Raw genomic sequence first — 24,057 nt, 5'->3', positions numbered from 1 at the left:
CGGTCTCTCCGGCGAGCCGCGTCGCCGACGTTCACTGTCCGAAGTGGTTGTACCGCTGCACCATTCGAGACGAACATGTGCGAACTCGGTTTCTGCCCGAGCTCGCTGCCCTGCGCTGTCCGGCGATCCCGGACACCCTAGCAGTGCTTTGTTGGACTATCGAAATGTGTTGACGGCGGCCGGTATTCAGCGCACCGGCCAGATCGGCAGGCGCAGTGCGGCAGCGGCCGTGGCGGGTACCACCGGTCGCTCGGGTGCGATCGGCGCGATGCGCTGGTAGGGCGCTCCGGCCGGTGGCCGCGGGTCGGGCTCGCCGTTGTTGGGCCACAGCGCGGCCGCGCGCTCGGCCTGGGCGGCGATCGTGAGCGAGGGGTTGACCCCGAGATTGGCCGAGATGGCCGACCCGTCGACGATGCTCAGAGTGGGATAGCCGTGCACGCGGTGGAACGGGTCGATGACGCCGGTCGCCGCGTCGGCCCCGATCACGCACCCGCCGAGGAAGTGCGCGGTGACCGGAACGCCGAACACGTCGGGCCAGGTGCTGCCCGGGGTGGCGCCGAGTTTGCCCGCGACGCGGCGGGTGGCCTCGTGGCCCGCCGGGATCCAGGACGGATTCGGTTCGCCGTAGCCCTGTTTCGAGGTGAAGCGGCGGCCGAACAGGCCGCGCCGGGTGTAGGTGGTGATCGAGTTGTCCAGGCTCTGCATCACCAGCAGGATCAGGGTCCGCTCGCTCCACCGGCCGGTGCGCAGCAGGCGCGGCGTCAGCAGCGGATGCCGCAGGGCGGTGAGCAGGACCCGGGCCCAGCGCGGTGCGCGATGACCGCCGTCGACGAGGTAGGTCTGCAACAGGCCCATCGCGTTGGACCCCTTGCCGTAGCGCACCGGCTCGACGTGGGTGTCCGGGGTCGGATGGAACGAGGAGGTGATCGCCACGCCCGTGGTGAGTTCGCGCTCCGGGTCGACGGTGGTCCGGCCCGCGCCGAGAATGGCCTCGGAGTTCGTCCGGGTCAGCACGCCGAGCCGGTCCGACAGGCCGGGCAGGACGGCCTGGTCACGCATCCGGAACAGCAGGTTCTGGGTGCCCCAGGTGCCCGCCGCCAGCACCACCTGGCGCGCCGACAGCGTGGCGCGATGCTTGCGCACCCAGGCGCCGGTGCGCCGGGTGTCCACGCGCCAGCTGCCGTCGGGTCGCGGGCGGATCGCGTCGACGGTGGTCAGCGGAAGTACTTGCGCGCCCGCCTGTTCCGCCAGCCCGAGATAGTTCTTGACCAAGGTGTTCTTCGCGCCGTGGCGGCAGCCGGTCATGCACTCGCCGCACTGGAGGCAGCCGGTGCGGTCGGGTCCGGCACCGCCGAAGTAGGGATCGGCGACGGTGCGGCCCGGCTCGCCGAAGTACACGCCGACCGGCGTCGGGACGAACGTCTCGCCCACGCCCATCTCCTCGGCCACCTCCCGGATGACGGTGTCGGCGGGGGTGAGATGCGGATTGGTGACGACCCCGAGCATCCGGCGGGCCTGGTCGTAATGCGGGCTGAGCTCGTCGTCCCAGTCGGTGATGGCGGCCCACTGCCGGTCACCGAAGAACGCCGCTCCCGGCTTGTAGAGGGTGTTGGCGTAGTTGAGCGAACCACCGCCGACCCCGGCGCCCGCCAGAATGAAACAGTCGCGCAACCGATGCACGCGCTGGATGCCGAAACACCCCAGCCGCGGGGCCCACAGGTAGCGGCGCAGATCCCAGTTCGTCGCGGCGAAATCGGCATCGGCGAAACGGCGGCCCGCCTCGACGATTCCGACCCGGTAGCCCTTCTCGACCAGCCGCAGCGCGGTGACGCTGCCGCCGAAGCCGGAACCGACGATCAGCACGTCGAAGTCGAACCCGGCCGCGGTGCCGTCGGTGGTCTGTTCCAACACCGTCCAGACACTAGGGCCCGGATGTCCGCGGAACGGAAACGTCACAGGTCGTTGGACGAATTCACCATGGCGGGCCGGTCGATCTGTCACGTGGAACAGCGCGCGCGGCCACCGCGCGATGGCCGGTTCTCCTATTCTGGGGAGCGCTGCAGCTCCCGGGCGTGAAAGGGGGAGGTCGAGGAATGCCGCCCAAAGGAACCCACCGACGGAAGCAGCCCGGTCAGCTTCGCCGCCAGCCCTCGCAGGATCGCGCGAAGGAGACCCGGGATCTCATTCTCGACACCGCCGCGGAACTGTTCGGCTCGCTCGGTGTCGCGCAGACCTCGACCAATCGCATCGCGGCCGAGGCCGGGGTCAGCATCGGCACCCTGTACCGGTACTTCGCGGACCGCTCGGTCATCGTCGACGAACTGCTCGATCGCCTGCTGGCCGATCTCGAACAGGGCTTCACCGCCCGGGCTTTCGAGTTCTCGGGCTCGGGTGGCGACGCCTCGGCCGAGTACTGCACGCGGATCGTCAGCGAGATCCTCGGCATCTTCAGCGACATCCTGGTCGCGAATTCCGCGTTGCTGCGGGCCTTGATCGGCGGCGTGCAGTTCTACAGCACCGGGCTGCCGCAGTTCGAACAGCGGCTGCGGTTGCTCGTCAAGGTCGTGCTGATCCAGGGGCTCGGGCCCGCCGACGACGGCTATCTCGACACGGTGACCTTCGTCTTCATCAATACCGGTTTCGCCGCTGTGGTGCGGGCCGCCGCGGTGGAGGTCTCCGCGCCGGAGCGCGCCGACGCCATCGCGATGACGGCGCGCATGATGGGCACGTGGCTGGCGGCCGAGGTCGCCGAGCGGGAACGGGCGGACGCTCAGGCCGCGCGCATGGCGCGATAGACGGCCGCGCCGACGAAGGCGCCCAGCTCATCGGGCTCCCACCCGGATCCGTCGGTGAACAGGGTCCGCACCGCGCCCTCGCCGGCCGAGACCCACAGTTCCACCAGGGCGGGGAGCTTGTGCTCGGCGTCGGCGGTGCCCCAGGCGTGCAGCGTCGGGCGCAGGAGTTCGGTGCAGCGCGCGATCGCCAGGGTCCGGCCCCGGCCGAAGGACGCGGCGACCGCGGGATCGGGATTGCCGTAGAGCAGCCGCCACGCGGCGGGCCTGCTCGCCACCTTGTGCAGCAGCGCGCGGTAGCCCTCGACGAAGACGGTCTCGTCGGCGTCGGTCGTGCGCGGCGGCAGGACATCGAGCACACCGGAGACCAGGAACGCCTCCTCGCGCTCGATCAGCGCGTCGATCAGCTGAACCCGGTCGGGGAAGCAGGCGTAGACGACCGGCCTGGTCACGCCCATGTGTTCGGCGATCGCGCCCATGGTCACCGCGGCGATGCCCTCCTCGGCCGCGATCGCCAGCGCGGCGTCGAGGACCTGGGGGCGTCTGCGCTCGGGCCCGAGATGTGCCGCCCGTTCTCGCCGCTGAACGGCCGACTCGCTTCCCATCGGTCCACGATAGCAACCGCCGACAGGTTCCTACACCCGTGTAGAAAAATGCTACATTTATGAATGAAGCGCCCGACCACGCTGGACGCCCGCACGAGGAGCCGACGATGCCCCAGGTCCTGTTCAACCCGAAGAACTGCGATTTCGCCCAGTTCGACCCGGAGACCCGCAGGCTGCTGCACGCGGTCGTCGACTGGTTCGAGGCCCGCGGCAAGGCCCGGCTGCTCCAGGACGACAAGGAGCAGGTCTGGCCCGCCGACTTCCTGGACTTCGTGAAGCGCGAGCGCCTGTTCGCGACGTTCCTCACCCCGGCGGCCGAGGCCGACGGCGATCCGGACAAGCGCTGGGACACCGGCCGCAATGCCGTGCTCAGCCAGATCTTCGGCTTCTACGGCATGACCTACTGGTATGTCTGGCAGGTCACCATCCTCGGGCTGGGCCCGATCTGGCAGAGCGGCAACGCCGCGGCCAAGAAGAAGGCGGCCGCGCAGCTCGATTCCGGCGAGATCTTCGCCTTCGGGCTCTCGGAGAAGGACCACGGCGCCGACGTGTACTCCACCGACATGATCGTCGACCCGCAGCCCGACGGCGGCTACTCGGCCACCGGCGCCAAGCACTACATCGGCAACGGCAACCTGGCCTCGATGGTGTCGGTGTTCGGCCGCCGCTCCGACAAGCCCATCATCGACAGCGCGAAGGCGCTGACCAGCAAGCCGACCGAAGCGGATTACGAGGGGTATCTGTTCTTCGTCGCCGACAGCCAGCACCCGGCCTACAAGCTCCAGCGCAATGTGGTCAACAGCCAGATCTACGTCGCGGCCTTCGAGCTGGACAACTACCCGGTCGCCGAGGCCGACATCCTGCATCGCGGCGAGGACGCGTTCCACGCGGCGATGAACACGGTGAACGTGGGCAAGTTCAACCTCGGCTTCGGCGCCATCGGCGCCTGTGAGCACTCCTTCTACGAGGCGATCGACCACGCGGAGAACCGGATCCTGTTCGGGCACAAGGTGACCGAGTTCCCGCAGGTGCGTTCGCTGATCGCCGACTCCTACGCGCGCATCGTGGCGATGAAGCTCTACAGCGAGCGCGCGATCGACTACATGCGCTCGGCCTCGCCGCAGGATCGCCGCTACCTGCTGTTCAACGCCATCGAGAAGATGTCGGTCACCCGGCAGGGGCAGCGCGTCATCGAGGATCTGGCCGATGTCATCGCCGCGCGCGGCTTCGAGAACGACATGTACTTCCCGGTCGCCATGACGGCGATGTTCGGCCTGCCGCGGCTCGAGGGCACCGTGCACGTGAACATGGCGCTGTCGCTGAAGTTCATGGCCAACTACATGTTCCATCCGGCCGACGCGGGACTGGCCGCGCTGCAATCGATTCCCGGCGCCGCGGTGGCCCCCACCGGTGCCGCGCGGGCGGTCACCGGCGCGCTGAGCTGGTCGAGCCGCAAGCTGGCGCCGCGACTCGGCGCGGTGGTCAAGCCGCTGCGCGCCGAATTCGCCAGTGCCAGTTACGCTCCGGTGCCGACCCGGCGCGACACCGCCGATGACGAGTTCCTGTTCCGGCAGGGTCCGAGCAGCGGCCTGGGCCGGATCCGGTTCGCCGACTGGCGCCCGGTCTTCGAGAGCTTCCGCGCCGTGCCCAACGTGGCGGTGTTCCTCGAGCAGGTGCTCGCGCTCCAGGGTCTGCTGGCCGCCGCGGCGCCGACCGCAGCCCAGCAGCAGGACGTCGACTTCCTCTTCGCGCTCGGCGAGCTGTTCACCGCGGTGCCCTACGCGCAGCTGATCCTGGAACAGGCGCGCATCGACGGCACCGACCCCGCTGTGCTCGACCAGATCTTCGACGGCTTCGTGCGCGCCTTCTCCACGAACGCGGTGACCCTGCACAACAAGCCGACCGCGACCCCCGCCCAGCAGCGCCGCGCGCTGGACCTCGTCCGCAGGCCCGTCCACGACGGGACGCGCTTCGACCGAGTGCTCGCCGAGGCTCGCGCACTGGCGGGCACCTACCGGATGAACCCCTAGCCGGAAGGCGCTGTCCGCGAACGTGAATTATGTTGCTGTGCAACATTATTGCTAGGGTTCGTGGCGGTGGTGTGGCCGATGGATCCCGCAGACCCGTTGCGCCGCACCACCTCTGGGGAGGCCGGGATCAGGAGCCGGTGGGGACCGGGTCCCAGTGCCGCAGGATCCAGCGGTTCTTGCCGAGGGCCTTGGCGGTGTAGAGGCAGTTGTCGGCGGCGGTCATCAGGTCGCGAGGCTCGGCGCCGGCGATCCGGGAGACGATCGCGCCCAGGCTGATGGTGATCTCGATCTCGTGATCGGCGACGACGAAGGGTTCGTCGACGGCGGCGTGGAGCAGGTCGACGGTGCGCTGGATGCGCGCCGCGTCGGCCGGCGGCGGCAGCACCGCGATGAACTCGTCGCCGCCGATGCGCGCGAGCAGATCGGTCTCGGGATCGAGGCAGGCCTGCAGGCGGGCGGCGACCTCGATGAGCAGGCTGTCACCGACGGTGTGGCCGAAGGCGTCGTTGATCTCCTTGAAGCCGTCCATGTCCAGCGCGCACACCGCGGCGACGTCGTCCGGCGCCGCCGCGGTGATCAGCGTGTCGAGGTGGGCGAGCAGGTGCCTGCGGTTGGCCAGCGCGGTGAGCGGGTCGTGGTGGGCCTGCCAGTGCAGGCGCTCGGTGGTGGTGCGGCGCTCGGTGGTGTCCTCGCCGAAGCCGAGCAGATAGAGGCCGCCGGAGGCGGACACGCATCGGGTCACCGTCCAGCTGGCCCAGCCCTCGGTGCCGTCGGGGCGCTCGTACTCGCCTTCGATCCGGATGGTGCCGGTCTCGGAACGCTCGAGTTCGCCGTGGACGCGTTCCCTGGCGTGGTGCACCTCCTCCTCGGCCAGGTCGAAGCCCGAGGTGCCCTGGAGTTCGGCCAGCGTCTTGCCGGTCAGCCGTTCGAAGGCGGGATTGGCGTTGATGATGTTGCCGTGCGCGTCGCCGATGGAGATGGCGATGGACGCGTGCCGGAACGCCGTCTCCAGCCCCTCCGTGGCCGGGGCGGCGGCGTCGGCCAGTGTGCGGGCGAAGCCCTGCCCGAAGCCGCCCGCGACGATGCCGAATGCCGCCGGGCCCGCGCCCGCCGCCTCGCTCATCGCCTGCAGGATCGGCATCGACCGGGCGATGGTCACCGGGTCGGCGCAGCCGAGGTCGTGCACGGCGGCCCCGGCCCGCTGGGCGACGACGGGGTCGGGATGTCCGGTGGCGAGGGTGGTCAGCAGCCGCTCGGTCCAGGTCTCGAGCGCGGTCACGAGGCACTCCGGCGGTGCGGCGTCGTCGACGGTGGCGGTCAGCTGCGCGGCCCAGCGCGCGGCGAATGCGCGGGACATGTCGGCTGACCACCTCCTGGCCGAGTGGGGATCGCTTCCAGCTATGGGCTGGCAATCGAACCTACCACCTGCGGAAAGTGCCGAGGCCGAGGTTGGCGAACTCCAGGTCGATCGTCCGATAAGTTCGCCCGGACGGCCGGTCGACCGCCGGTCGGGGGAGCCCGGTACCGGTCGGATCGGTATCCGATCAGCCCAGCCGGCGCAGGGCGCGCTCGGCCGCGTTGACGCCACACATGCCGTGCGCGCCCGGTCCGGGCGGGGTCGCCGCCGAGCACAGGTAGTGGCCGGGAATGCCGATGTCGTACGGCTGCAGGGTCTTTCGTGGGCCGAAGAGCAGCTGGGGGATGTCCTTGGCGCCGGTCATGATGTTGCCGCCGACATAGTTGGCGTTGTAGTCGGCGAACTCCGTCGTGGTGCGGGTGGTCGAGCCGACCACGCGGTCCCGGAACCCGGGCGCGAAGCGTTCGATCTGGGCGATGATCGCCGCGGTGGCGTCGCCGGTGTAGCCGTGCGGGACGTGGGCGTAGGTCCACACGGGGTGCACCGAGCCCACCGACCGCTGCGGATCGGCGAGATACTGCTGACCCACCAGGACGAACGGGCGCCGGGGCAGCCGACCCGCGTGGATGTCGCGTTCGCCCGCGGCGATCTCGGCGAACGAGCCGCCCAGATGCACCGTGCCCGCGCGCCGCGCCGCCGCGGCGGTCCACGGGACGCCGCCCTCGACCGCGAAGTCGACCTTGAACGCGCCGGGCCCGTAGCGGAAGCGCCGATAGGCGCGGGCGATCCGGGGCGGGAGGCGGTCGCCGACGATCTCGGCCACCGCCGTCGGCGCGACGTCCCAGACGGTGATGTCGGCGATCGGCAGATCGGCGAGCGAGCGCACCCGCACGCCGGTCTCGATCTTGCCGCCGTGGTCGGCCAGCGCCGCCGCCATGCTGTCGGCGATCCGCTGTGAGCCGCCGACGGCCACCGCCCAGCCGTAGCGGTGACCCGCGGTCAGGATGCCCAGCCCGATACTGGCGCTCAGCGGCCGCTCGAGCGGCTGGAACGCGTGCGCGGCGACCCCACCGAACAGCGCCCGGCCCGGCTCGGTGCGGAACGCCTTCGCCAGTAGCGCGGCGGGTGCCGTCGCGGGAATGCCGAAGCGCGCCAAGCGGAGTGGGTGCCGGGGCAGCCGCAGCAGCGGCCGCATGATGTCGGTGCCGGTCTCGTCGTAGCCGGCGACCGTCCGCTCGAACAGGGTGCGCCACAGCCGTTCGTCCGCGCCGAGGCCCGTGGCGGTCTCGGTGACCGACCGGTGCAGGACGCCGGCGCTGCCGTCGTCGAGCGGATGCACGCACTCGAGGTCGGCCCGCGCCCAGCGCAATCCGTACCGCTCGAGGTCGACGCGTCGCAGGAACGGCGACCCCACGGCCATCGGATGGATGGCCGAGCAGTGGTCGTGCAGCAGGCCGGGCACGATCGCCTCGCTCGAGCGGGTGCCGCCGCCGATCGTGTCGGCGGCCTCGAGCACCGTCACCGTCACGCCGGCCATGGCCAGGGTGATGGCCGCGGCCAGGCCGTTGGGGCCGCTACCGACCACTGTCGCCGTTGTCATCGACTCGTCCTCTCCTACTCGGCCGACTGGGCCACGGTGTCGTGCTGCGCGGCGATCGTGGTGACGTCGTCGCGTCGCCAGGTCACCCGGTGCGGGATGGGGCCGTCGGGCAGCCACGGCAGCGCCGCCACCGCGTCGGCGACCTCCCAGGTGCCGCGTTCGAGGACGCCGAGCGCGGCGTCGACCACCAGGTACCGCTGGGTGCCGCGGTGGATCGGCTGCGACTCCACCCACACTACGATCCATTCTCCCGGCGCGAACCCGACCCGGGCCTGCACCGCGGCGATCAGGTCGAGACCGTGCAGGTGACCGTCGCCGAAGTTGAACCCGATCAGCGAGTTGCAGGCGAACTCGGCCTCGCGCACCGTCCAGCTGTCCAGCGCCGGAATGTGCTTGTACAGCAGGGAGAACAGGCCGCGGCCCTGACTGTGCATCGACCGCCAGGCGATGGTCTGCTGCATGGTGATCTCGGCGACCGCGGGCGGGTAGCCCATGGCCAGCAGTTGGTCGATCTGGTTGTCGGCGGGCCGGTGCGCGATGGTGTTCAGCTTCGCCTCCGCGCCGGGGGCGAAGGCCCACAGCGCCGAGGCCCAGTTGCCCGCGTACTGGCGCATGGACGGCAGGAACGAGACCAGATCCGGGCGCAGATTGCCCAGCACCGGGAAGAACGCGAGACCCGCCGCGATCGCCACCGTCAGCCACGGGGAGGACATGTCGAACACGCCGTAGCCCTCGGCGTTCGGGAACCCGAGGAACAGGAACACGGTGAGGTAGGCAAACAGGATGTTCCACTCCAGCGGCACCGCCAGCGGGAAGGTGGAGGTGATGAACAGGTGGAAGATCACCATCATGGCGACGCCGGCCAGGTTGAGCCAGTGGTTGGTGGTGAACAGCAGCACGATCGGGGTGACCACCTCGACGGTGGTACCGCCGACGTGGGCCATGAACGAGGCCAGCCCCGACGGGCGGATGTCGTGCGGGAAGTCGCGGTAGTGCGCGCGTTTGATCGACCGGAAGGGCATCGCCGGGCTGTTGGACACCATCGGGGGCACCACATTGGTGAAGTGCTTGCCGAATTTGGACACCCCGGCGCCGACCCACACGATCACGATGAGCAGCTTGGCCGCGATGATCATGTCGGTGAACGGCAGCACCGCGAAGAACAGCAGCGCGGGCAGGTACTGCTCGCCGCGGGCCGCCAGGAAGATCGTCTTGTCGCGCAGTCCGCACAGCACGTACAGCACGATCGGCGCGACCAGCAGGGCGGGCGCGACCAGCCCGGACGTGTTGTCCGGCAACGCCGCCAGCAGCGAGGCGGTGGTCTTGCCCGGCGCCAGCAGCGCGACCAGCAGGGACGCGAGGAAGCCGAGGTAGAGGGCCACGTCCAGCAGGGTGCGCGAGTCACCGTCGGTGAACGGCACCCGATGCCACGGTCGCAGGCGGATGGCGCCGCGCCGGGCGAAATACAGCGCGCCGCCGGTCATCGGCTTGAACTTGCCCGCCAGCGGCCCCCACGAGCCCGCGACGCCGATGGCCTCGAGCAGGACCGTCCACAGCACCAGCTTCTGGTAGACGATCGGCTGGTTCCACCACTGCGCGACATCCCAGAACGGCCCGGTGCCCGAGGTCACGGTCGCCAGCACGACGCCGCCGAGGACATAGACCACCAGCAATTTCAGGATGTAGATGGTGTGGATCATCTTCGGCGTGCCGAAGCCGTATTCCGCCCAGTGCAAGGCCAGCGTCCGAATACGTTCGCGCAGTGTCAGATCCAGAAATGTCTCCGTATCCACCGGCGGGAAATCTCCCGTCTTGAAGCCCATGGCCCGATTCCTTTCTTCCTGCTCGCGGGCGCGGCGGACCGCGACCGAAAGTCCGACTTCCGTTCGAATTGATGTGTGGCGCAGTGGTGTTCAGACGTGCGTGGCGAGTTCCCGCAGTTGTTTCTTGTCGATCTTGCCGACCGGATTGCGCGGCATCTCGGCCGTGAGCAGGATCGCGACGGGCACCTTGAACGCGGCCAGTTCCGCCCGGCAGTGCTCGGTCAGCTCCGCGGCGGTGATCGTGGCCCGCGGCGCGGCCACCACATGGGCCACCGGTACCTCGCCGAGCACGGCGTCGGGTACCCCGACCACCGCGGCCTCGTGGACCGCCGGGTGCCGGTAGAGCGCGTTCTCGATCTCCTTGGGGTACAGGTTCTCCCCGCCGCGGATGATCATGTCCTTGATCCGGTCGACCAGCACCAGGTAGCCGTCGGTGTCGAAGTAGCCGACGTCGCCGGTGTGCAGCCAGCCGTCCACCACGGTGGCGGCCGTCTCGGCGGGCTTGCCGAGATAGCCCCGCATGACATTCGGTCCGCGGACGACGACCTCCCCGGGTTCACCGGGCGCCACCAGCGCGCCGTCGGGGTCCATGATCGCCACCGCCTGGCCGGGCAGCGGCAGCCCGACCGTGCCCGGTTTGCGCTGTCCCGCCACCGGATTCAGGGTCGACGCGCAGGTGCCCTCGGACAGGCCGTAGCCCTCCACGATCGGCACGCCGTAGCGCTGCTGGAAGCGGTCGATGAGCTCGGCGGGGGTGGGCGCCGCGCCGCAGATCGCCAGTCGCAGCGAGGACGCGTCGGGGTGCTCGCCCTCGGGCTGGGCCACCAGCATCGCGTAGATCGCGGGCACCGCCGAGAAATAGGTGGGCCGGATCCGTGCCACGGCGTCGAAGAATCCCGACGCGGAGAACTTGCCCGCGATGGTGGTGCGCCCGCCCGCCAGCAGCGGCGACAGCACGCTGACCACGATGCCGTTGACGTGGAACAGCGGCAGGATCAGCAGGCTGTGGTCGGTCGCGTCCAGGCCGAGCGCGCCGATGATCATCGTGCACATGGCGGCCAGGTTCTCGTGCCCGAGCAGCACGCCCTTGGGCCTGCCCGTGGTGCCGCTGGTGTAGATGATCAGCGCCAGGTTGTCGACGGGCGCCGCGGCGGCGACCGGGCCGGCGGACCGCGCGAGGTCGTCGACCGCGAGGGTGACCCCCGCGCGCCCGGATTCGCCGATCACCACCCCGGCGCCCGAATCCTCGATCTGGTACCGGATGTCGTCGTCGGTGAGGCCGGGGTTCACGGGCGTGACCGCGGCGCCGAGCCGCCAGGCGGCGAACAGGACCACCACGAGCTCCACCCGGTTGGGCAGCACGACGGCGACGACATCGTCGGCCCGGACTCCCGCCCGGTGCAGGACCGACGCGGCGGCCTCGACCCGCGCGTGGAACTGCGCGTTGGACAGCGTGGTCGAGTCGTCGGCCAGCGCGGGTCCGTGCGGGTCGGCGGTGGCTCTGACCTCGGGCAATTCGGCGATGTGTCGCATGATTCCTCACCGGAGACTGATGTGATCTGGATTACATGTCTCAAGGTAGGGCGCGGATCGGGCGCCGCCTACGGGCCCGCAGCCCAGCAATGCGACGCGGTGTTGTGCCCCGGGCACAAACCGCGCCGTCCGCCCCGGCACCGGGGGTACTGTCTGCGCCCATGGCCCCTGACAACGACCCCCTCGTGCGGACGGTGGCGGGCCGGATCAAGGCGGACCTGGACCGGCTGGCCCCGACGATGACCTCGATGTTCACCGAGGTCATCCCCGAATTCCGGCACGACGACGAGGTGCGCAGGCTGATGGTGGCCAGCACCGAGTCCAACCTCGCCGCCATCCTGGACATGCTCACCCTGGCCATCGGCATCGACGACGTCACCGTGCCGCCCGCCGCCGCCGAATACGCCCGCCGCTTCGCCCAGCACGATCTGTCGCTGGAGGCGCTGCTGCGGGCCTACCGGCTCGGCGAGCACATGTTCGTGCAGTGGACGATGACGCTGCTGACCGAACTGAACCCGCCCACCGACATCGCCCTGGCCGCCGCCGCCCGCATCGCCGACATCGTCAACAGCTATATCGACCAGGTGATCGAGGGCCTGATCGACATCTACGAGAGCGAACGCCGCCGCTGGGACGCGCGCACCGACGCCGCCCGCGCCGCCCAGGTGCGCGCGGTGCTCGACGCCGACGATCTGGACCTGGCCTCGGCCGAGCAGATGCTGGGGGTCTCGCTGCGCGGCTGGCAGCAGTTCGCGGTGCTGTGGACGCCACCGGGCACCCGCGATCCCGGCGCGATCCTGCGGGCTGGCATCGCGCTGATGGCCGCCGCGACCGGCAAGACCCCGATGACCGTCGAGGTCGACGACTACAGCCGCTGGGTGTGGATCTCCTCGGCCGGGAAGCCGGTGCTCGACACCGAAGGGCTCGTCCGCGGTCTGCGCGGGCAGCCGAAACTGTCGGTGGCACTGGGAGATCCGGCCACCGGCCTGGACGGCTTCCGGCAGACCTGCCGCGACGCCCAGCGGGCCCGCACCGTCGCCCTGGCCACCCGGACGCACGGGCTCACCGGATACGCCGACGTGGCGCTGTCGGCGCTGTTCACCGACCGGGTGCCCGAGGTGCAGGAGTGGGCGAGCCGGGTGCTGGGCGGGCTGATGGGGGAGGACGAGACGGCCGCGCGATTGCGCGAGACCGTGCGGGCGTTCCTCGACGCGCGCGGCAGCTACACCGATGCCGCCGCCCGGCTGCACGTGCACAAGAACACCGTGCACTACCGCGTGCGCAAAGCCGAAGAGCTGCTGGGTCATCCGCTCACCGAGCGCAGACTCGACCTCGAGGTGGCCCTGCGGGCCTGCGCTCAGCTGGGTCTGCCGAAGTCGTGATCCGGGCGTGATCCGCTGTGAATGCCCACAGCGTTGGGCCGATCCGCGGGCGGATTCGATCGGGGGCGCCGATGGTGGAGGGATGGGAACGCGATTCCCATACCGAACGACGCACTACTGGGGAATCGGAATGAACGCACCGGATGACCATCGGAAAAGAACAGCGCGGGAATGCCTGCCGAGCGCCACGCGCCGGAATATCGACCCCTATATCCGATCGGAAGTCGCGAGAATTCACGAGAATTGGCTCGACGACGCCGAATTCACGACATCGGCCGCCGATCGCGCCGCCCGCGTCGACGCCGAGGCGGCCGAGCTCACCGGCCGGGTCGCCGTCGCCGAAGCGGCCATCCTCGACGACCTGCGCGCCGACTGGCGCGCGATCCACGGCAGCGGGATCCCCGCCGCCCGGACCGTCGCGGCCCTGCGCGGCACCGCGCGCGAGGACGCCCGCCATGCCGTGCTGTGTGAACACCTGTATCCACGGGTGTCGCGGGACATGCTCGCGGAGCGCCGCCGCGCCGAATACGCGGCGGCCGACCGTCGCCTCAACGCCGCGGTCCACACCGACCTGCACCGGTGGCGGCGCCGGGCGGTCCACCCGACCGCGCCGACCCGCGCGATCGTGGCCAGGACCTGGGGCACCGTCCGGTCCGCGGAGTTCCTGGTCCTGGCCCACGCCCTCGTGCAGACGCGCGTCGAGGACGGGCTCCCGGTGCCGGTGACACCGCTGGATCCGCTGACCGAACAGCTCACCGACGCCATTCGTGATCAGCTGATGGCCGACGGCCTGCTGCCGGTCTGAGGGTTCGCCGGGACCGGGCGCTGGGCTCGAGTTACCGTGACCACACCACGACGAGGTGGTGTGGGGAAAAGGAGGCATCGCGGATGCCACGTCTCGATATCGGTGGAACGTCGATCGCCTACGACGAGGCGGGATCGGGGCCACCGGTCGTCTTCCTGCACAATCTCGGCGGCGATCGCACCATCTGGCGGGCGCAGTACGACGCGCTGCGGTCCGCGCACCGGGTCGTCGCCGTCGACCTGATCGGCTACGGCGAATCGGAGGCCCCCGACGCGGGGTACACCCTGGAGAACTACCTCGCCATGGTCGAGGCGGTCTTCACCGAACTGGATCTGCGCGAGGTGACGCTGGTCGGGCACTGCTTCGGCAGCGCGCTGTCGCTGCTGTTCACGCAGGCGCGTCCGGACCTGGTGCGGTCGCTGGTGCTGAGCAGCCCGCTGACCCCCGCCACCGTGAAGCCGACCAGGACCGGCTGGGCCGCGCTGCTCGGCAAGCATGTGCGCCTGGACTCGCTGCTGTCGATGGTCCGCATCCCGGGTCCGCTCGCCGGGCTCATCGTCGCCGAGCAACTCGGCGCGGGTGGCGCCCACACCGACGCGACCGCCCGGCATCTGCGGTCGAGCTGGACCGAGCCGCGCAGGCTGATGGTGACCGCCGCGATCGCCCGCGAGATCCCGCGCCTGGCCACGCTCGACGAGTTCGTGCCGCCCGAGGATTTCCCGCCGATCACCACGATCTGGGGCGGGCGCAACCGGGTGCTGTCGGCGCGCGCGGGCGCGCAGCTGAATCGGACGCTGCGGCCGGTGCGCGAGATCGTCGTCGACGACGCCGGGCACCTGGTCATGGTGGAGGCGCCCGAGACGGTCACCGCCGCGGTGCTGTCGGCGATCGAGCACGCCGACCGGCCACACTGAGGAGTTCGCCGGTGGGCGGTGCCACCGGCGAAGACCCACTGACTCAGGCGATCTCGGCGGGCGCGGACAAAGCGGCCTGCATGGCGACGCCGTCCACGTAGGTGTGCTTCTCCTTCACCGCGCCGTCCTCGACGAGCACCATGTCCGCGATATCCACATCGACGGCGCCGCCGGTGACGGAGGTGCCGGACAGCTTCCAGCGCACCACCCAGAAGTCGTCGCCGACGCGCAGGTCGACCTGGGTGAAGGTCAGGTCGGGGACCAGGGCGAAGGTTTCCGCCGCGGCGACGCGGATCTCGTCGCGTCCGTGCGCCGGCGCGCCGCCGGAATGCAGGTGGAAGATCGAATCGGTGGTGTGCAGGGCGACGATGCGATCGGGGTCGCGGTCGGCCCAGCAGGCGTGGTAGCGCTCGAACAGATCCTTGGTGGCATCGGACATGCGGCCGGCCCCTTCCGAGATACAAACAGGATGACTGTATGTTCCCGGAGCGGGGGTGCCCGGTCAAGGGGGCGAAGGGCCTCGATCCGCCCTGGCGGCCGTGCTGGCCTAGACTTCGACGTCGCCATGAACCCTGATCGCCGAACCCAAGCCGAGCGCTCGGCCGCCACCCGTGCCGCGGTCGTCCGCGCCGGGCGAGAACTGTTCGGGCAGTTCGGATACGGCGCGGTGAGCACCATCGCGGTCGCCGAGGCCGCGGGGGTCAGCCGGGGCGCGCTCTATCACCAGTTCGCCGAGAAGAAGGATCTGTTCGAGGCGGTCTTCGAGGACCTCGAACGCAGCCTGGTCGAGGTGATCGCCACCGCGGTCGCCGCGGCGCGGGCCGCGGATCCGATCGCGAGCCTGATCGTCGGCTGCCTGGCCTGGTTGCAGGCCTCCACCGCCACCGAGGTGCGGCGGATCGCGCTGCTCGACGCGCCGGCGGTGCTCGGGTGGAGCCGGTGGCGCGAGATCGAGTTGCGGCACACCATCGGCCTGGTGGAGAACGCGCTGGCCGGGGCGATGGCGGCCGGGCGGATCAGGAAGCAGCCGGTGCGGCCGCTGGCGCTGGTGGTGGTGGGCGCGCTGGACGAGGCGGCGCAGTACCTGGCGAACTCCGACGATCCCGAGGCGACGACGGCTGTCCGGGGCGTCATCGAGCAGCTCATCTCGGGCCTGGCGGTCGACTAGGGAGTGTCGACCCCGGGGGTGATAGGTTAGCCTTGCCTAATGGCTACCGAGACTGTGTCCCGTCCGACCATGGTCTACGCGCCGCTGCGGGTCCGCCGCGCGGTGCGGCTGACCCCGCGCATGGTGCGCGTCACCCTGACCTGTCCGGACCCAGCCGCCCTCGGGGACGCGGGACCGGATCAGTACACGAAGCTGTTCTTCCCGCTGCCCGGCCAGCGGCGTCCCGTCGTCCCGCCGCCGCTCGACGACGCGGGCAGCGTGATGAGCTGGTACCAGCGGTATCTCGCCATGGCCGACGAGATCCGCCCGCCGATGCGCACCTACACCATCCGGGCGCAACGGCCCGAGATCGGTGAGCTGGACATCGATTTCGCGCTGCACGCCGAGCACGCCGGACCCGCGTCGGAGTGGGCCACGACCGCGGCGCCCGGCGACGAGATCGGCCTGCTCTGCCCGCCGCACGCGCTCTACACCCCGCCGCCGAATCCCGCCTGGCAGTTGCTGATCGGCGACGAGACCGCGATTCCGGCCATCGGCGCGATCGTCGAACGCCTCGACGCGGGCGCGGCGGTCTTGGCGTTCATCGAGGTCGCCGGTCCCGCCGACGAGCAGCGGTTCGACACTCGCGGTGACGTGCGCGTCCGGTGGGTGCATCGCGGTGATCGCCCGCACGGCGCGGCCGTGGTGGACGCGGTGTGCGCCGCCGAATTCCCTTCGGGCGCACCGTACGCGTGGATCTCCGGCGAGGCCGAACTGGTGAAGCTCACCCGCCGCAATCTCGTGCGCGACCGCGGTATCGACAAGCGCGCCATCACCTTCACCGGGTACTGGCGGCAGGGGCGGACCGAGGAGGACAACGGCCGCGAGAAGGTTCGCCGCGCCGCCGCCGGGGAGCCGCTTGTCGACGAGGAGTGATCCCCGGCCGTCCGGTCTGTGATGCCACTAATAGTTATTGCACTAACTATTAGTGGCATAATAGTGTGTGGACGAAGGAAGGCGGTGGATCATGCAGGAGCTCGACGACCCGTTGCGGCTCGACCGGCAGGTGTGTTTCGCCCTGGCGGTGGCCAACCGATCGGTGCTGGCGGTCTACCGTCCGCTGCTCGAACCGCTGGGCCTGACCCATCCGCAGTACCTGGTGATGCTGGCCCTGTGGGGTGAGGCGCCGATGTCGGTCAAGGCGGTCGCCGAGGCGATCCAGCTCGACTCGGCGACGCTGTCGCCACTGCTCAAGCGGCTCGAATCCGCCGGCTTGATCACCCGCCGTCGCGATCCGCACGACGAACGGACGCTGCACATCGATCTCACCGCGGCGGGCCGCGACCTGCGCAGGCAGGCCGAGGAGATTCCGCCGGCGGTCGTCGAGCGGCTCGGTGTGAGCCTGGCGGATCTGGAAGAATTGCGCGATGTCCTCGGCCGGGTCAACGCGGCCGCGCGGCGCGCATCGGACGTGAGGGAGCACCAATGACCGCCTCGACCCCCAATCTCTGGCAGCGCGTGCGCTACGTCACCGGGGGCACCCTGCCGCCGGAGATGGCGGACTGGGTCCTCGCCGACCTGACCGGTCCCGGCGCCACCCGCCGCTACCTGATGCGCTTCCTGCTCCCGGTGCTGCCGATTCTGTGCCTGTTCCTGCTGGTCCCCGGTCCGCTCTGGATGGGCCTGTCGATGATGGCGCTGCTCTACCTGCCGCTGGTCTACTTCACCGTCGCCCTGGTCTACGTCTACCGGCGGCACCGCCTGGTCAGCCACGGCTTCGACCCCGAACTGGCCGACGAGGCCGAGCGCCGCCGCGCCGACGCCGAGCGCGCCGCCTACGAGAGCCGTCACCAGCGCGGCTGAGCGCCGCGTCAAGCCTGGGGGAGACCCTGGGAGATCGCGGCGAGGGTTTCGACCACGGGTTGATCCGGGTCGACGGTGACACCCTTGCCGCGCAGGAAGCCGTCCAGGAGCTGGCAGACCGAATCGGTGCTGCGCTCGATGAATTCCCTGGTGGCGGCGGGATCCGGCGTGCCGGGCACGTCGAGCCAGAGATCGGTGACCGCGACGAGGAAGCCGACGATGCCGCGCGCGAGGTGCTCGACACCGTCGGTGTCGAGACCGACCGCGGCGAACAGTGTGCTGGTGCGTTCGGCGAGATCGCCGGACAGGCGCCTGCCCACATCGAGCGGACGGGCCGTGCCGTCGCCGGTCGGGACGCTCTGGGTGATCGCGACGTAGCGGAACACGTTCGGGTACGTGAGCACGACCTCCGTGGCCGCGGTCAGGAACTGGTGCACGGTCGTCCGGCGGGTCTGCATCATCAGCGACAGATCCGGCGCCACCGCCCGGTAGATCTGGTCGACCAGCCAGTCCGCGACGGCCCGGTCCAGGTCGGACTTGTCGGTGAACATGCGGTACAGCCGCGGTTTCGCGACGCCCACCTCGGCCGCGATCGCCCCCATCGTCACCTGCGCGCCGTCGCGGCCGATGGCGCGGATCGCCCCCTGGACGACATCGTCGCGCGAGAGGATCCGCGCGGCCGAACGCCCCGATGTCATCGACATGTCCCTGTTCTTTCCGCGTCGCCCCAAGCCGTATCGGCAGCATACCGGCAGTTCCAGTGGTGATTGCCCGGTCGTGCTTGACAGGGTCGCCACCGGCCCGGGAAACTCTCCACCGGTACCAGCGGTACCGTGTAATCGAACCCGGAGTACAACGTGCAGTGGCGCACGCGTCCAGAAGGAATTCCCATGGCGGCTCACCTCGACCATCAGTCCAGTGTCCGGCCCGAACCACGGCGACAGCACCGGGTCCGCAACGGTGAGATCGAGCTCGCCGTCTTCGAGTACGGACGGCCCGACGGTGTACCCGTGGTACTGGTCCACGGCTGGCCGGACACCCATCACCTGTGGGACGGCGTGATCGCGCTGCTGGCGGACGACTACCGGGTGCTGGCCTACGACACCCGTGGGTACGGGGAGTCCAGCGCGCCGCGCGCGGTGTCGGCGTATCGCCTGGACCGGCTCGCGACCGATTTCTTCGCCGTGATCGATCAGCTCAGCCCGGAGCAGCCGGTGCACGTCGTCGCGCACGACTGGGGCTCGGTGCAGGTCTGGGAAGCGGTGTGCGAGCCGGGCGCCGAGGAATTCGTCGCGTCGTTCACCTCGATCTCCGGTCCCAACCTCGACCATCTCGGCACGTTCCTGCGGGCCCCGCTGCGCAGGCCGACGCCGCGCGCGGTGTGGAACACGCTGGCCCAGGGCCTGTCCTCGGCCTACACCGGGTTCTTCATGCTGCCGGTGCTGCCCGGCCTGTTCTTCCGGGTGGCCGGTTCGGCGCGGCTGTGGCGGCTGTTCCTGCGCCTGGTCGAGGGCATCCGGCCCGAGCAGGTCACCGTCGCCGACAGCCTGCGCCGCGACATGGTCTCGGGCCTGCGCTTCTACAAGGCCAACATCATTCCGCGGATGGTCGCGCCGCGGGACCGCCGCACCGCCGTGCCCGTCCAGCTGATCGTCAACACCCGCGACATCGCCGTGCGCCCGGCCGGCTACGACGGCTACGCGGAGCGGGCCGACGAGCTGGTCCGCCACGACCTGCCGCGCGGCCACTGGCTGCCCTTCACCGACCCCGGCGCGATCGCGGACTACGCGGAGAAGTTCATCGCCGCGCACTCGACCGACACCGGAAAGTAGTTCTCCCATGACCGATTTCGATCTCGTCATCACCGGCGGCACCTGGTTCGACGGCACCGGCGCCCCCGCGCAGCGCCGCCATCTCGGCATCACCGACGGCGTGGTGCGGCGGGTCTCGGCCGAGCCGCTGCCCATCGGACCGAACACCGAGGTGATCGACGCCGACGGCAAGTGGGTGCTGCCCGGCTTCGTCGACGTGCACACCCACTACGACGCCGAGGTGCTGATCAAACCGGAGCTGTCGGAGTCGTTGCGGCACGGTGTCACCACCGTCGTCATCGGCAACTGCTCGCTGTCGACGGTGCTGGCCTCCAACACCGACTGCGCCGACATCTTCAGCCGGGTCGAGGCCGTGCCCCGCGACGCCGTCTACGACACCCTCGACCGCACGCGGACCTGGTCGGATCCGGTCGAATACGCCAAGGCGATCGACGAGCTGCCGCTCGGGCCCAATATCGCTGCGTTCCTCGGGCATTCGGATCTGCGCACCCATGTGCTCGGCCTCGGTCGCGCCGTCACCAGGGACACCCGGCCGACGGCCGCGGAGCTCGAGCGGATGCAGGAGCTGCTCGGTGAGGCGATCGCGGCGGGCTTCCTCGGCCTGTCGTCGATGTCGAACCCGCTCGACAAGATCGACGGCGACGAGTACCGCTCCCGCTCGCTGCCCTCGACCTACGCGCGGGGCAAGGAGGTGCGCGCGCTCAACCGCGTGCTGCGCCGCAACCGCCGCGTCCTGCAGAGCGCGCCCACGGTGAGCCTGCGCCCGAACATCGCGAAGTTCTTCCTGGCCAGCGCCGGGATCGGACGTCGTCCGCTGCGCACCTCGCTGCTCTCGGCCGCCGACTCCAAGGCCTATCCGCCGCTGGTGTGGTTCATGCTGACGGTGGCGCCGCTGCTGAACCGCTTCGCGCGCACCGACTTCCGCTGGCAGCACCTGCCGGTACCGTTCACCGTGTACGCCGACGGCATCGATCTGGTGGTCTTCGAGGAGTTCGGCGCCGGCGCGGCCGCGCTGCACCTGAAGGACCAGGTCGAGCGCAACGAACTGCTGCGCGACGAGTCCTACCGGCGCTGGTTCCGCACGCAGTACGACAACAAGTTCACCCCGCGCATCTGGCACCGCGATTTCTTCGACGCCGAGATCATCGCCTGTCCCGACGCCGCCGTGGTCGGCAAGACGATCGGCCGGGTCGGCGCGGACCGGGGCCTGCACCCGGTCGACGCCTACCTCGACCTGGTCGTCGAACACGGCTCCGCGCTGCGCTGGCGCACCACCATCGCCAACGACCGGCCCGGCTACCTGGACAAGCTCGCCGCCAGCAGCGGCGTGCAGATGGGCTTCGGCGACGCCGGCGCGCACCTGCGCAACATGGCCTTCTACAACTATCCGCTGCGTCTGCTGGAACGGGTGCTGCGCGCGCAGGAAGCGGGGAAGCCGTTCCTCAGCGTGGAGCGGGCCGTGCACCGGCTCACCGGGGAGCTCGCCGACTGGTTCCGGATCGACGCCGGTCACCTGCGTGAAGGCGATCGCGCCGACCTGCTCGTCCTGGACCCCGCCTGCCTGGACGCCCGGGTGCACGAGCTGCACGAGGCGCCGCTGCCGGAATTCGGGCTGAACCGGATGGTCAACCGCAGCGACGACGCCGTCCCGGCCGCCGTCGTCGGTGGCAAGCGGGTGTTCGCGCGCGGCGAGTTCGCCGACGGGCTCGGCACCACCTGGGGCGCCGGCCGTTTCCTGCGCGCCGACACCCCGGTCACGGAGGAGGTCCGATGAGGCTGCCCCGCCGCCGGAGCGCACCCGCGCCGGTTGCGCTGCACGCGCGCAATGTGCGGTTCGACTGGACCGACACCGCCCTGCGGTGGATGCCGGACGAGCCGGTCGCCTCGCACGTCGTCAACTCGCTGAATCTGCTGCTGCCCGAAGGGGAGCGGATGTTCTGCGCGGCCTACAGCGAGGCGCTGCCGTACGTGCGCGACGCCAAGCTGCGCGAGGACATGCTCGGCTTCATCGGCCAGGAGTCGATGCACGCCGAGACGCACCAGAAGGTGCTGGCCGGGGTGCTCGCCGCGCACGGCATCGATACCGCGCCGTATGTGCGGCAGATGGAATTCGTCTTCCGCAACACCCTCGGCGCCCGGGACGCGGGGACCGCGGCCACCGAGGTGCGGATGGTGGAGCGGTTGACCTTCATCGCCAGCCTCGAGCACTTCTTCGCCTGGCTCGGCGACTGGATCCTCAACGCCGACTTGGAGAAACACCACGCCGATCCGCGGATGCTCGACCTGTTCCGCTGGCACGGCGCCGAGGAGGTGGAGCACCGCAATGTCGCCCACGATGTGGCGATCTACATCGGCGCGGGCTATCTGCGGCGCGCGGTGATGATGATGATCGTCATCCCGATCCTGCTGGTGCTGATCCTGCGCGGCACCCGCTACCTGATCAACCAGGACCCCGGCATGCCCGACATCGGCTATCCGATGCTGCTGTGGCGGATCCTCGGCGCCATGCGGCGCGGTGCGCTGCCACGCCTGCGGGCGCTCGCCGTCAGCGCGCTGTCGACGTTCGATCCGCGTTATTCGCCGAACAATGTGGGCTCGACCGAGCAGGCGATCGCGTATCTGGCGAAGTCGCCCGCGGCCAGGGCGGCGCACCAGTGACCGGGCCCGGCGTCCCCACCACGCTGCCGCCGGACCTGTACGGCAAGCACGACCACGACCCGACCACCCGGGTGATCGACCGGATCGCCACCGCGAAGGTGAGCCTGTCGACGCTGCTCAACCGGCGCAGGCTCGAATCCGGCGTGGACGACCGCCGTTTCCCGGTCGTCGTGACCGAGCGGACGATCGTCGCGGCCGACGCCGACGTGGTGAGCCTGCGCCTGGAGTCCCCGTCGGGGCGTGCCCTGCCGCGCTGGCAGCCGGGCGCGCACGTCGACCTGGAACTGCCCTCGGGGCGCGTCCGCCAGTACTCGCTGTGCGGCGATCCGGCCGACCGGGGCGTCTACCGGATCGCGGTGCGCCGCATCCCCACCGGTGGTGGCGGGTCGATCGAGGTGCACGACGCCCTGCTGGTCGGCGCGGAGCTGACCGTGCGCGGTCCGCGCAACGCCTTCCCGTTCGCCCCGCCCGGGCGCGGATCCACCGCGCGCCGACTGCATTTCGTGGCCGCTGGCATCGGTATCACCCCGATCCTGACCATGGCCAGGGCCGCCGACCGGCTCGGGGTGCCGTGGACGATGGTCTACTGCGGGCGCACCCGCGCGACCCTTCCGTTCCTCGACGAGATCGCGGAGTTCGGTGACCGCGTCACGGTGCGCACCGACGCCGAGCACGGCATCCCCACCGTCGCGGAACTACTCGCCGGTGTCGGCACCGACACCGCGATCTACTGCTGCGGACCGACCGTCCTGACCGCCGCCCTGCTGGACGCGGTCAGGCAGCGCGACGGCATCGAATTCCACGCGGAGCGTTTCTCGCCCGCGCCCGTCGTGGACGGCGCGCCGTTCACGGTGCGACTGGCGGGCAGCGGTGAGTCCGTGGATGTCGGCGCGGACGAGACCATGCTCGCCGCGCTCCTGCGCGTGCGGCCCGACCAGCCGTACTCCTGCCGTCAGGGCTTCTGCCGGACCTGCGTGGTGCGGGTGGTGGCCGGTGACCCCGACCATCGCGACACCGTGCTCACCGACGCCGAGCGGGCCGAGGGCAAGGCCCTCGCCTGCGTATCACGGTGCGACAGCGGGACTCTCGTCCTCGACCTGTGAGGCCGCGCGGCCGGTCGCGGCGCCGAGCATGGTCTCGAGCTCGGCGAGCACCTCGTCGAGCGGCTCGGTGGAGCCGTCGACCCGGCACAGGATGACCGCGCCCTCCACGGCCGCGATCGCCATCGTGGCCAGCCGCCCCGCACGCGCCGGGTCGACGCCGTCGGCGGTCAGGGCCGCGTCCAGGGCGCGATGCCAGCGGCGCAGGATCTCGGCGATCTCCGGGCGCAGGTGCCGGTCCTCGGAGGAACCGCCCACCGCGACCGAGACCACCGGGCAGCCCGCCTCGTATTCGGAGGAGCGCAGGATCGCGGTCCAGAACTCGCCGATGCTGCGCAGCGCCGTGCGTGATCCGCGCGCTGCCGCCTGATCGATGATCGTGCCGATCGTGTCCCCGGCGAGGGTGAGCGATTCGGTCATGATCTGGGCCCGGCCACCGGGGAAGTGGTGGTAGACCGACCCGCGGGGCGCGCCGCTGCGGGCCAGCACGGCATCGACGGTCACCCCGGCCGCACCGCGTTCGCGCAGCAGTTCCACGGCGCTGTAGAGCATCTTCTGCCGGGTGTTGGTGCGGGCTCCCACGGGGACGGTCTCCTTCGGCGATCTCGGGTCGGGC

The 24,057-nt window shown here is 70.5% G+C and carries 22 protein-coding genes; 13 read left to right on the top strand and 9 right to left on the bottom strand.

Going from position 1 to position 24,057, the window contains the following annotated elements:
• Nucleotides 1–186: 186 nt before the first annotated feature.
• Entirely contained in the window at nucleotides 187–1,908 is a 1,722-nt protein-coding gene (locus ACFVW6_RS12670; RefSeq protein ID WP_378832105.1) for an FAD-dependent oxidoreductase, read from the bottom strand.
• A gap of 185 nt (nucleotides 1,909–2,093) precedes the next feature.
• On the opposite strand from ACFVW6_RS12670, the gene ACFVW6_RS12665 reads away from it, so the two are divergent.
• Nucleotides 2,094–2,795, top strand: a complete 702-nt coding sequence (locus ACFVW6_RS12665) for a TetR/AcrR family transcriptional regulator (protein WP_378831970.1) — start codon at nucleotides 2,094–2,096, stop codon at nucleotides 2,793–2,795.
• Here ACFVW6_RS12665 and ACFVW6_RS12660 read toward each other — a convergent pair.
• Nucleotides 2,771–3,397 carry a TetR/AcrR family transcriptional regulator gene (locus ACFVW6_RS12660; protein WP_355281125.1) on the bottom strand — a complete coding sequence of 209 codons (627 nt, stop codon included), beginning with the start codon at nucleotides 3,395–3,397 and terminating at the stop codon, nucleotides 2,771–2,773. The two genes, ACFVW6_RS12665 and ACFVW6_RS12660, sit on opposite strands and share 25 nt — an antisense overlap.
• Nucleotides 3,398–3,504: 107 nt before the next feature.
• On the opposite strand from ACFVW6_RS12660, the gene ACFVW6_RS12655 reads away from it, so the two are divergent.
• Nucleotides 3,505–5,427 (top strand): acyl-CoA dehydrogenase family protein, encoded by a 1,923-nt coding sequence (locus tag ACFVW6_RS12655; RefSeq protein ID WP_378831967.1) that lies wholly within the window; start codon nucleotides 3,505–3,507, stop codon nucleotides 5,425–5,427.
• 127 nt (nucleotides 5,428–5,554) lie between these two features.
• Here the strand turns inward: ACFVW6_RS12655 and ACFVW6_RS12650 are convergent, their stop codons facing one another.
• From ACFVW6_RS12650 to ACFVW6_RS12635, 4 genes are all read right to left on the bottom strand, one after another.
• Complete coding sequence (locus tag ACFVW6_RS12650; protein ID WP_378831965.1) at nucleotides 5,555–6,784, bottom strand: diguanylate cyclase domain-containing protein; 1,230 nt, start codon at nucleotides 6,782–6,784, stop codon at nucleotides 5,555–5,557.
• A 187-nt stretch (nucleotides 6,785–6,971) separates the two neighbouring features.
• Nucleotides 6,972–8,384: a phytoene desaturase family protein gene (locus ACFVW6_RS12645; protein ID WP_378831962.1), complete on the bottom strand. Its 1,413-nt coding sequence runs from the start codon at nucleotides 8,382–8,384 to the stop codon at nucleotides 6,972–6,974.
• 14 nt (nucleotides 8,385–8,398) lie between these two features.
• On the bottom strand, nucleotides 8,399–10,207 hold the full coding sequence (locus tag ACFVW6_RS12640; protein ID WP_378831960.1) for a DUF3556 domain-containing protein: 1,809 nt from the start codon (nucleotides 10,205–10,207) through the stop codon (nucleotides 8,399–8,401).
• 90 nt (nucleotides 10,208–10,297) lie between these two features.
• Complete coding sequence (locus tag ACFVW6_RS12635; RefSeq protein ID WP_378831957.1) at nucleotides 10,298–11,740, bottom strand: class I adenylate-forming enzyme family protein; 1,443 nt, start codon at nucleotides 11,738–11,740, stop codon at nucleotides 10,298–10,300.
• A gap of 161 nt (nucleotides 11,741–11,901) precedes the next feature.
• On the opposite strand from ACFVW6_RS12635, the gene ACFVW6_RS12630 reads away from it, so the two are divergent.
• The 3 genes from ACFVW6_RS12630 (at nucleotide 11,902) to ACFVW6_RS12620 (ending at nucleotide 14,841) form a co-directional block, all read left to right on the top strand.
• Nucleotides 11,902–13,122, top strand: a complete 1,221-nt coding sequence (locus tag ACFVW6_RS12630; protein WP_378831955.1) for a PucR family transcriptional regulator — start codon at nucleotides 11,902–11,904, stop codon at nucleotides 13,120–13,122.
• Between the two features lie 130 nt (nucleotides 13,123–13,252).
• A complete protein-coding gene (locus tag ACFVW6_RS12625; RefSeq protein WP_378831953.1) occupies nucleotides 13,253–13,927 on the top strand; it encodes a hypothetical protein in 675 nt (224 codons plus the stop codon).
• Between the two features lie 83 nt (nucleotides 13,928–14,010).
• The gene (locus tag ACFVW6_RS12620) at nucleotides 14,011–14,841 is read left to right on the top strand and encodes an alpha/beta fold hydrolase (protein ID WP_378831950.1); all 831 of its coding nucleotides are present in this window, start codon (nucleotides 14,011–14,013) and stop codon (nucleotides 14,839–14,841) included.
• Nucleotides 14,842–14,884: 43 nt separating this feature from the next.
• Here the strand turns inward: ACFVW6_RS12620 and ACFVW6_RS12615 are convergent, their stop codons facing one another.
• Nucleotides 14,885–15,280: a nuclear transport factor 2 family protein gene (locus tag ACFVW6_RS12615; RefSeq protein ID WP_355281140.1), complete on the bottom strand. Its 396-nt coding sequence runs from the start codon at nucleotides 15,278–15,280 to the stop codon at nucleotides 14,885–14,887.
• A gap of 126 nt (nucleotides 15,281–15,406) precedes the next feature.
• Between ACFVW6_RS12615 and ACFVW6_RS12610 the strand changes: the two genes are divergently transcribed.
• The 4 genes from ACFVW6_RS12610 to ACFVW6_RS12595 all read left to right on the top strand — a co-directional run bounded on the left by ACFVW6_RS12610 (nucleotide 15,407) and on the right by ACFVW6_RS12595 (nucleotide 17,851).
• Nucleotides 15,407–16,009: a TetR/AcrR family transcriptional regulator gene (locus ACFVW6_RS12610; protein WP_355281142.1), complete on the top strand. Its 603-nt coding sequence runs from the start codon at nucleotides 15,407–15,409 to the stop codon at nucleotides 16,007–16,009.
• 39 nt (nucleotides 16,010–16,048) lie between these two features.
• Complete coding sequence (locus ACFVW6_RS12605; protein ID WP_378831948.1) at nucleotides 16,049–16,924, top strand: siderophore-interacting protein; 876 nt, start codon at nucleotides 16,049–16,051, stop codon at nucleotides 16,922–16,924.
• Between the two features lie 91 nt (nucleotides 16,925–17,015).
• Nucleotides 17,016–17,477: a MarR family transcriptional regulator gene (locus tag ACFVW6_RS12600; protein WP_365013908.1), complete on the top strand. Its 462-nt coding sequence runs from the start codon at nucleotides 17,016–17,018 to the stop codon at nucleotides 17,475–17,477.
• On the top strand, nucleotides 17,474–17,851 hold the full coding sequence (locus ACFVW6_RS12595; RefSeq protein WP_355281148.1) for a DUF5313 family protein: 378 nt from the start codon (nucleotides 17,474–17,476) through the stop codon (nucleotides 17,849–17,851). The genes ACFVW6_RS12600 and ACFVW6_RS12595 overlap by 4 nt, the downstream gene beginning before the upstream one ends.
• An 8-nt stretch (nucleotides 17,852–17,859) precedes the next feature.
• On the opposite strand, the gene ACFVW6_RS12590 is transcribed toward ACFVW6_RS12595, so the two are convergent.
• Entirely contained in the window at nucleotides 17,860–18,549 is a 690-nt protein-coding gene (locus ACFVW6_RS12590; RefSeq protein ID WP_378831943.1) for a TetR/AcrR family transcriptional regulator, read from the bottom strand.
• Nucleotides 18,550–18,741: 192 nt separating this feature from the next.
• On the opposite strand from ACFVW6_RS12590, the gene ACFVW6_RS12585 reads away from it, so the two are divergent.
• The 4 genes from ACFVW6_RS12585 to ACFVW6_RS12570 are packed head-to-tail and all read left to right on the top strand — an operon-like array spanning nucleotide 18,742 to nucleotide 23,444.
• Nucleotides 18,742–19,683 carry an alpha/beta fold hydrolase gene (locus tag ACFVW6_RS12585; protein ID WP_378831941.1) on the top strand — a complete coding sequence of 314 codons (942 nt, stop codon included), beginning with the start codon at nucleotides 18,742–18,744 and terminating at the stop codon, nucleotides 19,681–19,683.
• 7 nt (nucleotides 19,684–19,690) lie between these two features.
• Complete coding sequence (locus ACFVW6_RS12580) at nucleotides 19,691–21,457, top strand: amidohydrolase family protein (protein WP_378831939.1); 1,767 nt, start codon at nucleotides 19,691–19,693, stop codon at nucleotides 21,455–21,457.
• Nucleotides 21,454–22,341: a metal-dependent hydrolase gene (locus tag ACFVW6_RS12575; protein ID WP_378831937.1), complete on the top strand. Its 888-nt coding sequence runs from the start codon at nucleotides 21,454–21,456 to the stop codon at nucleotides 22,339–22,341. The genes ACFVW6_RS12580 and ACFVW6_RS12575 overlap by 4 nt, the downstream gene beginning before the upstream one ends.
• Nucleotides 22,338–23,444 carry a PDR/VanB family oxidoreductase gene (locus ACFVW6_RS12570; RefSeq protein ID WP_378831934.1) on the top strand — a complete coding sequence of 369 codons (1,107 nt, stop codon included), beginning with the start codon at nucleotides 22,338–22,340 and terminating at the stop codon, nucleotides 23,442–23,444. Before ACFVW6_RS12575 ends, ACFVW6_RS12570 begins: the two co-directional genes overlap by 4 nt.
• Here the strand turns inward: ACFVW6_RS12570 and ACFVW6_RS12565 are convergent.
• On the bottom strand, nucleotides 23,406–24,023 hold the full coding sequence (locus ACFVW6_RS12565) for a TetR/AcrR family transcriptional regulator (RefSeq protein WP_355281158.1): 618 nt from the start codon (nucleotides 24,021–24,023) through the stop codon (nucleotides 23,406–23,408). The two genes, ACFVW6_RS12570 and ACFVW6_RS12565, sit on opposite strands and share 39 nt — an antisense overlap.
• Nucleotides 24,024–24,057 lie beyond the last annotated feature (34 nt).

It is taken from the genome of Nocardia sp. NPDC058244, assembly GCF_042882065.1.
Taxonomy (GTDB): Bacteria; Actinomycetota; Actinomycetes; order Mycobacteriales; family Mycobacteriaceae; genus Nocardia.
Note: the sequence above shows the minus strand (reverse complement) of the source record. Positions and strands in the feature narration are given on the sequence as shown.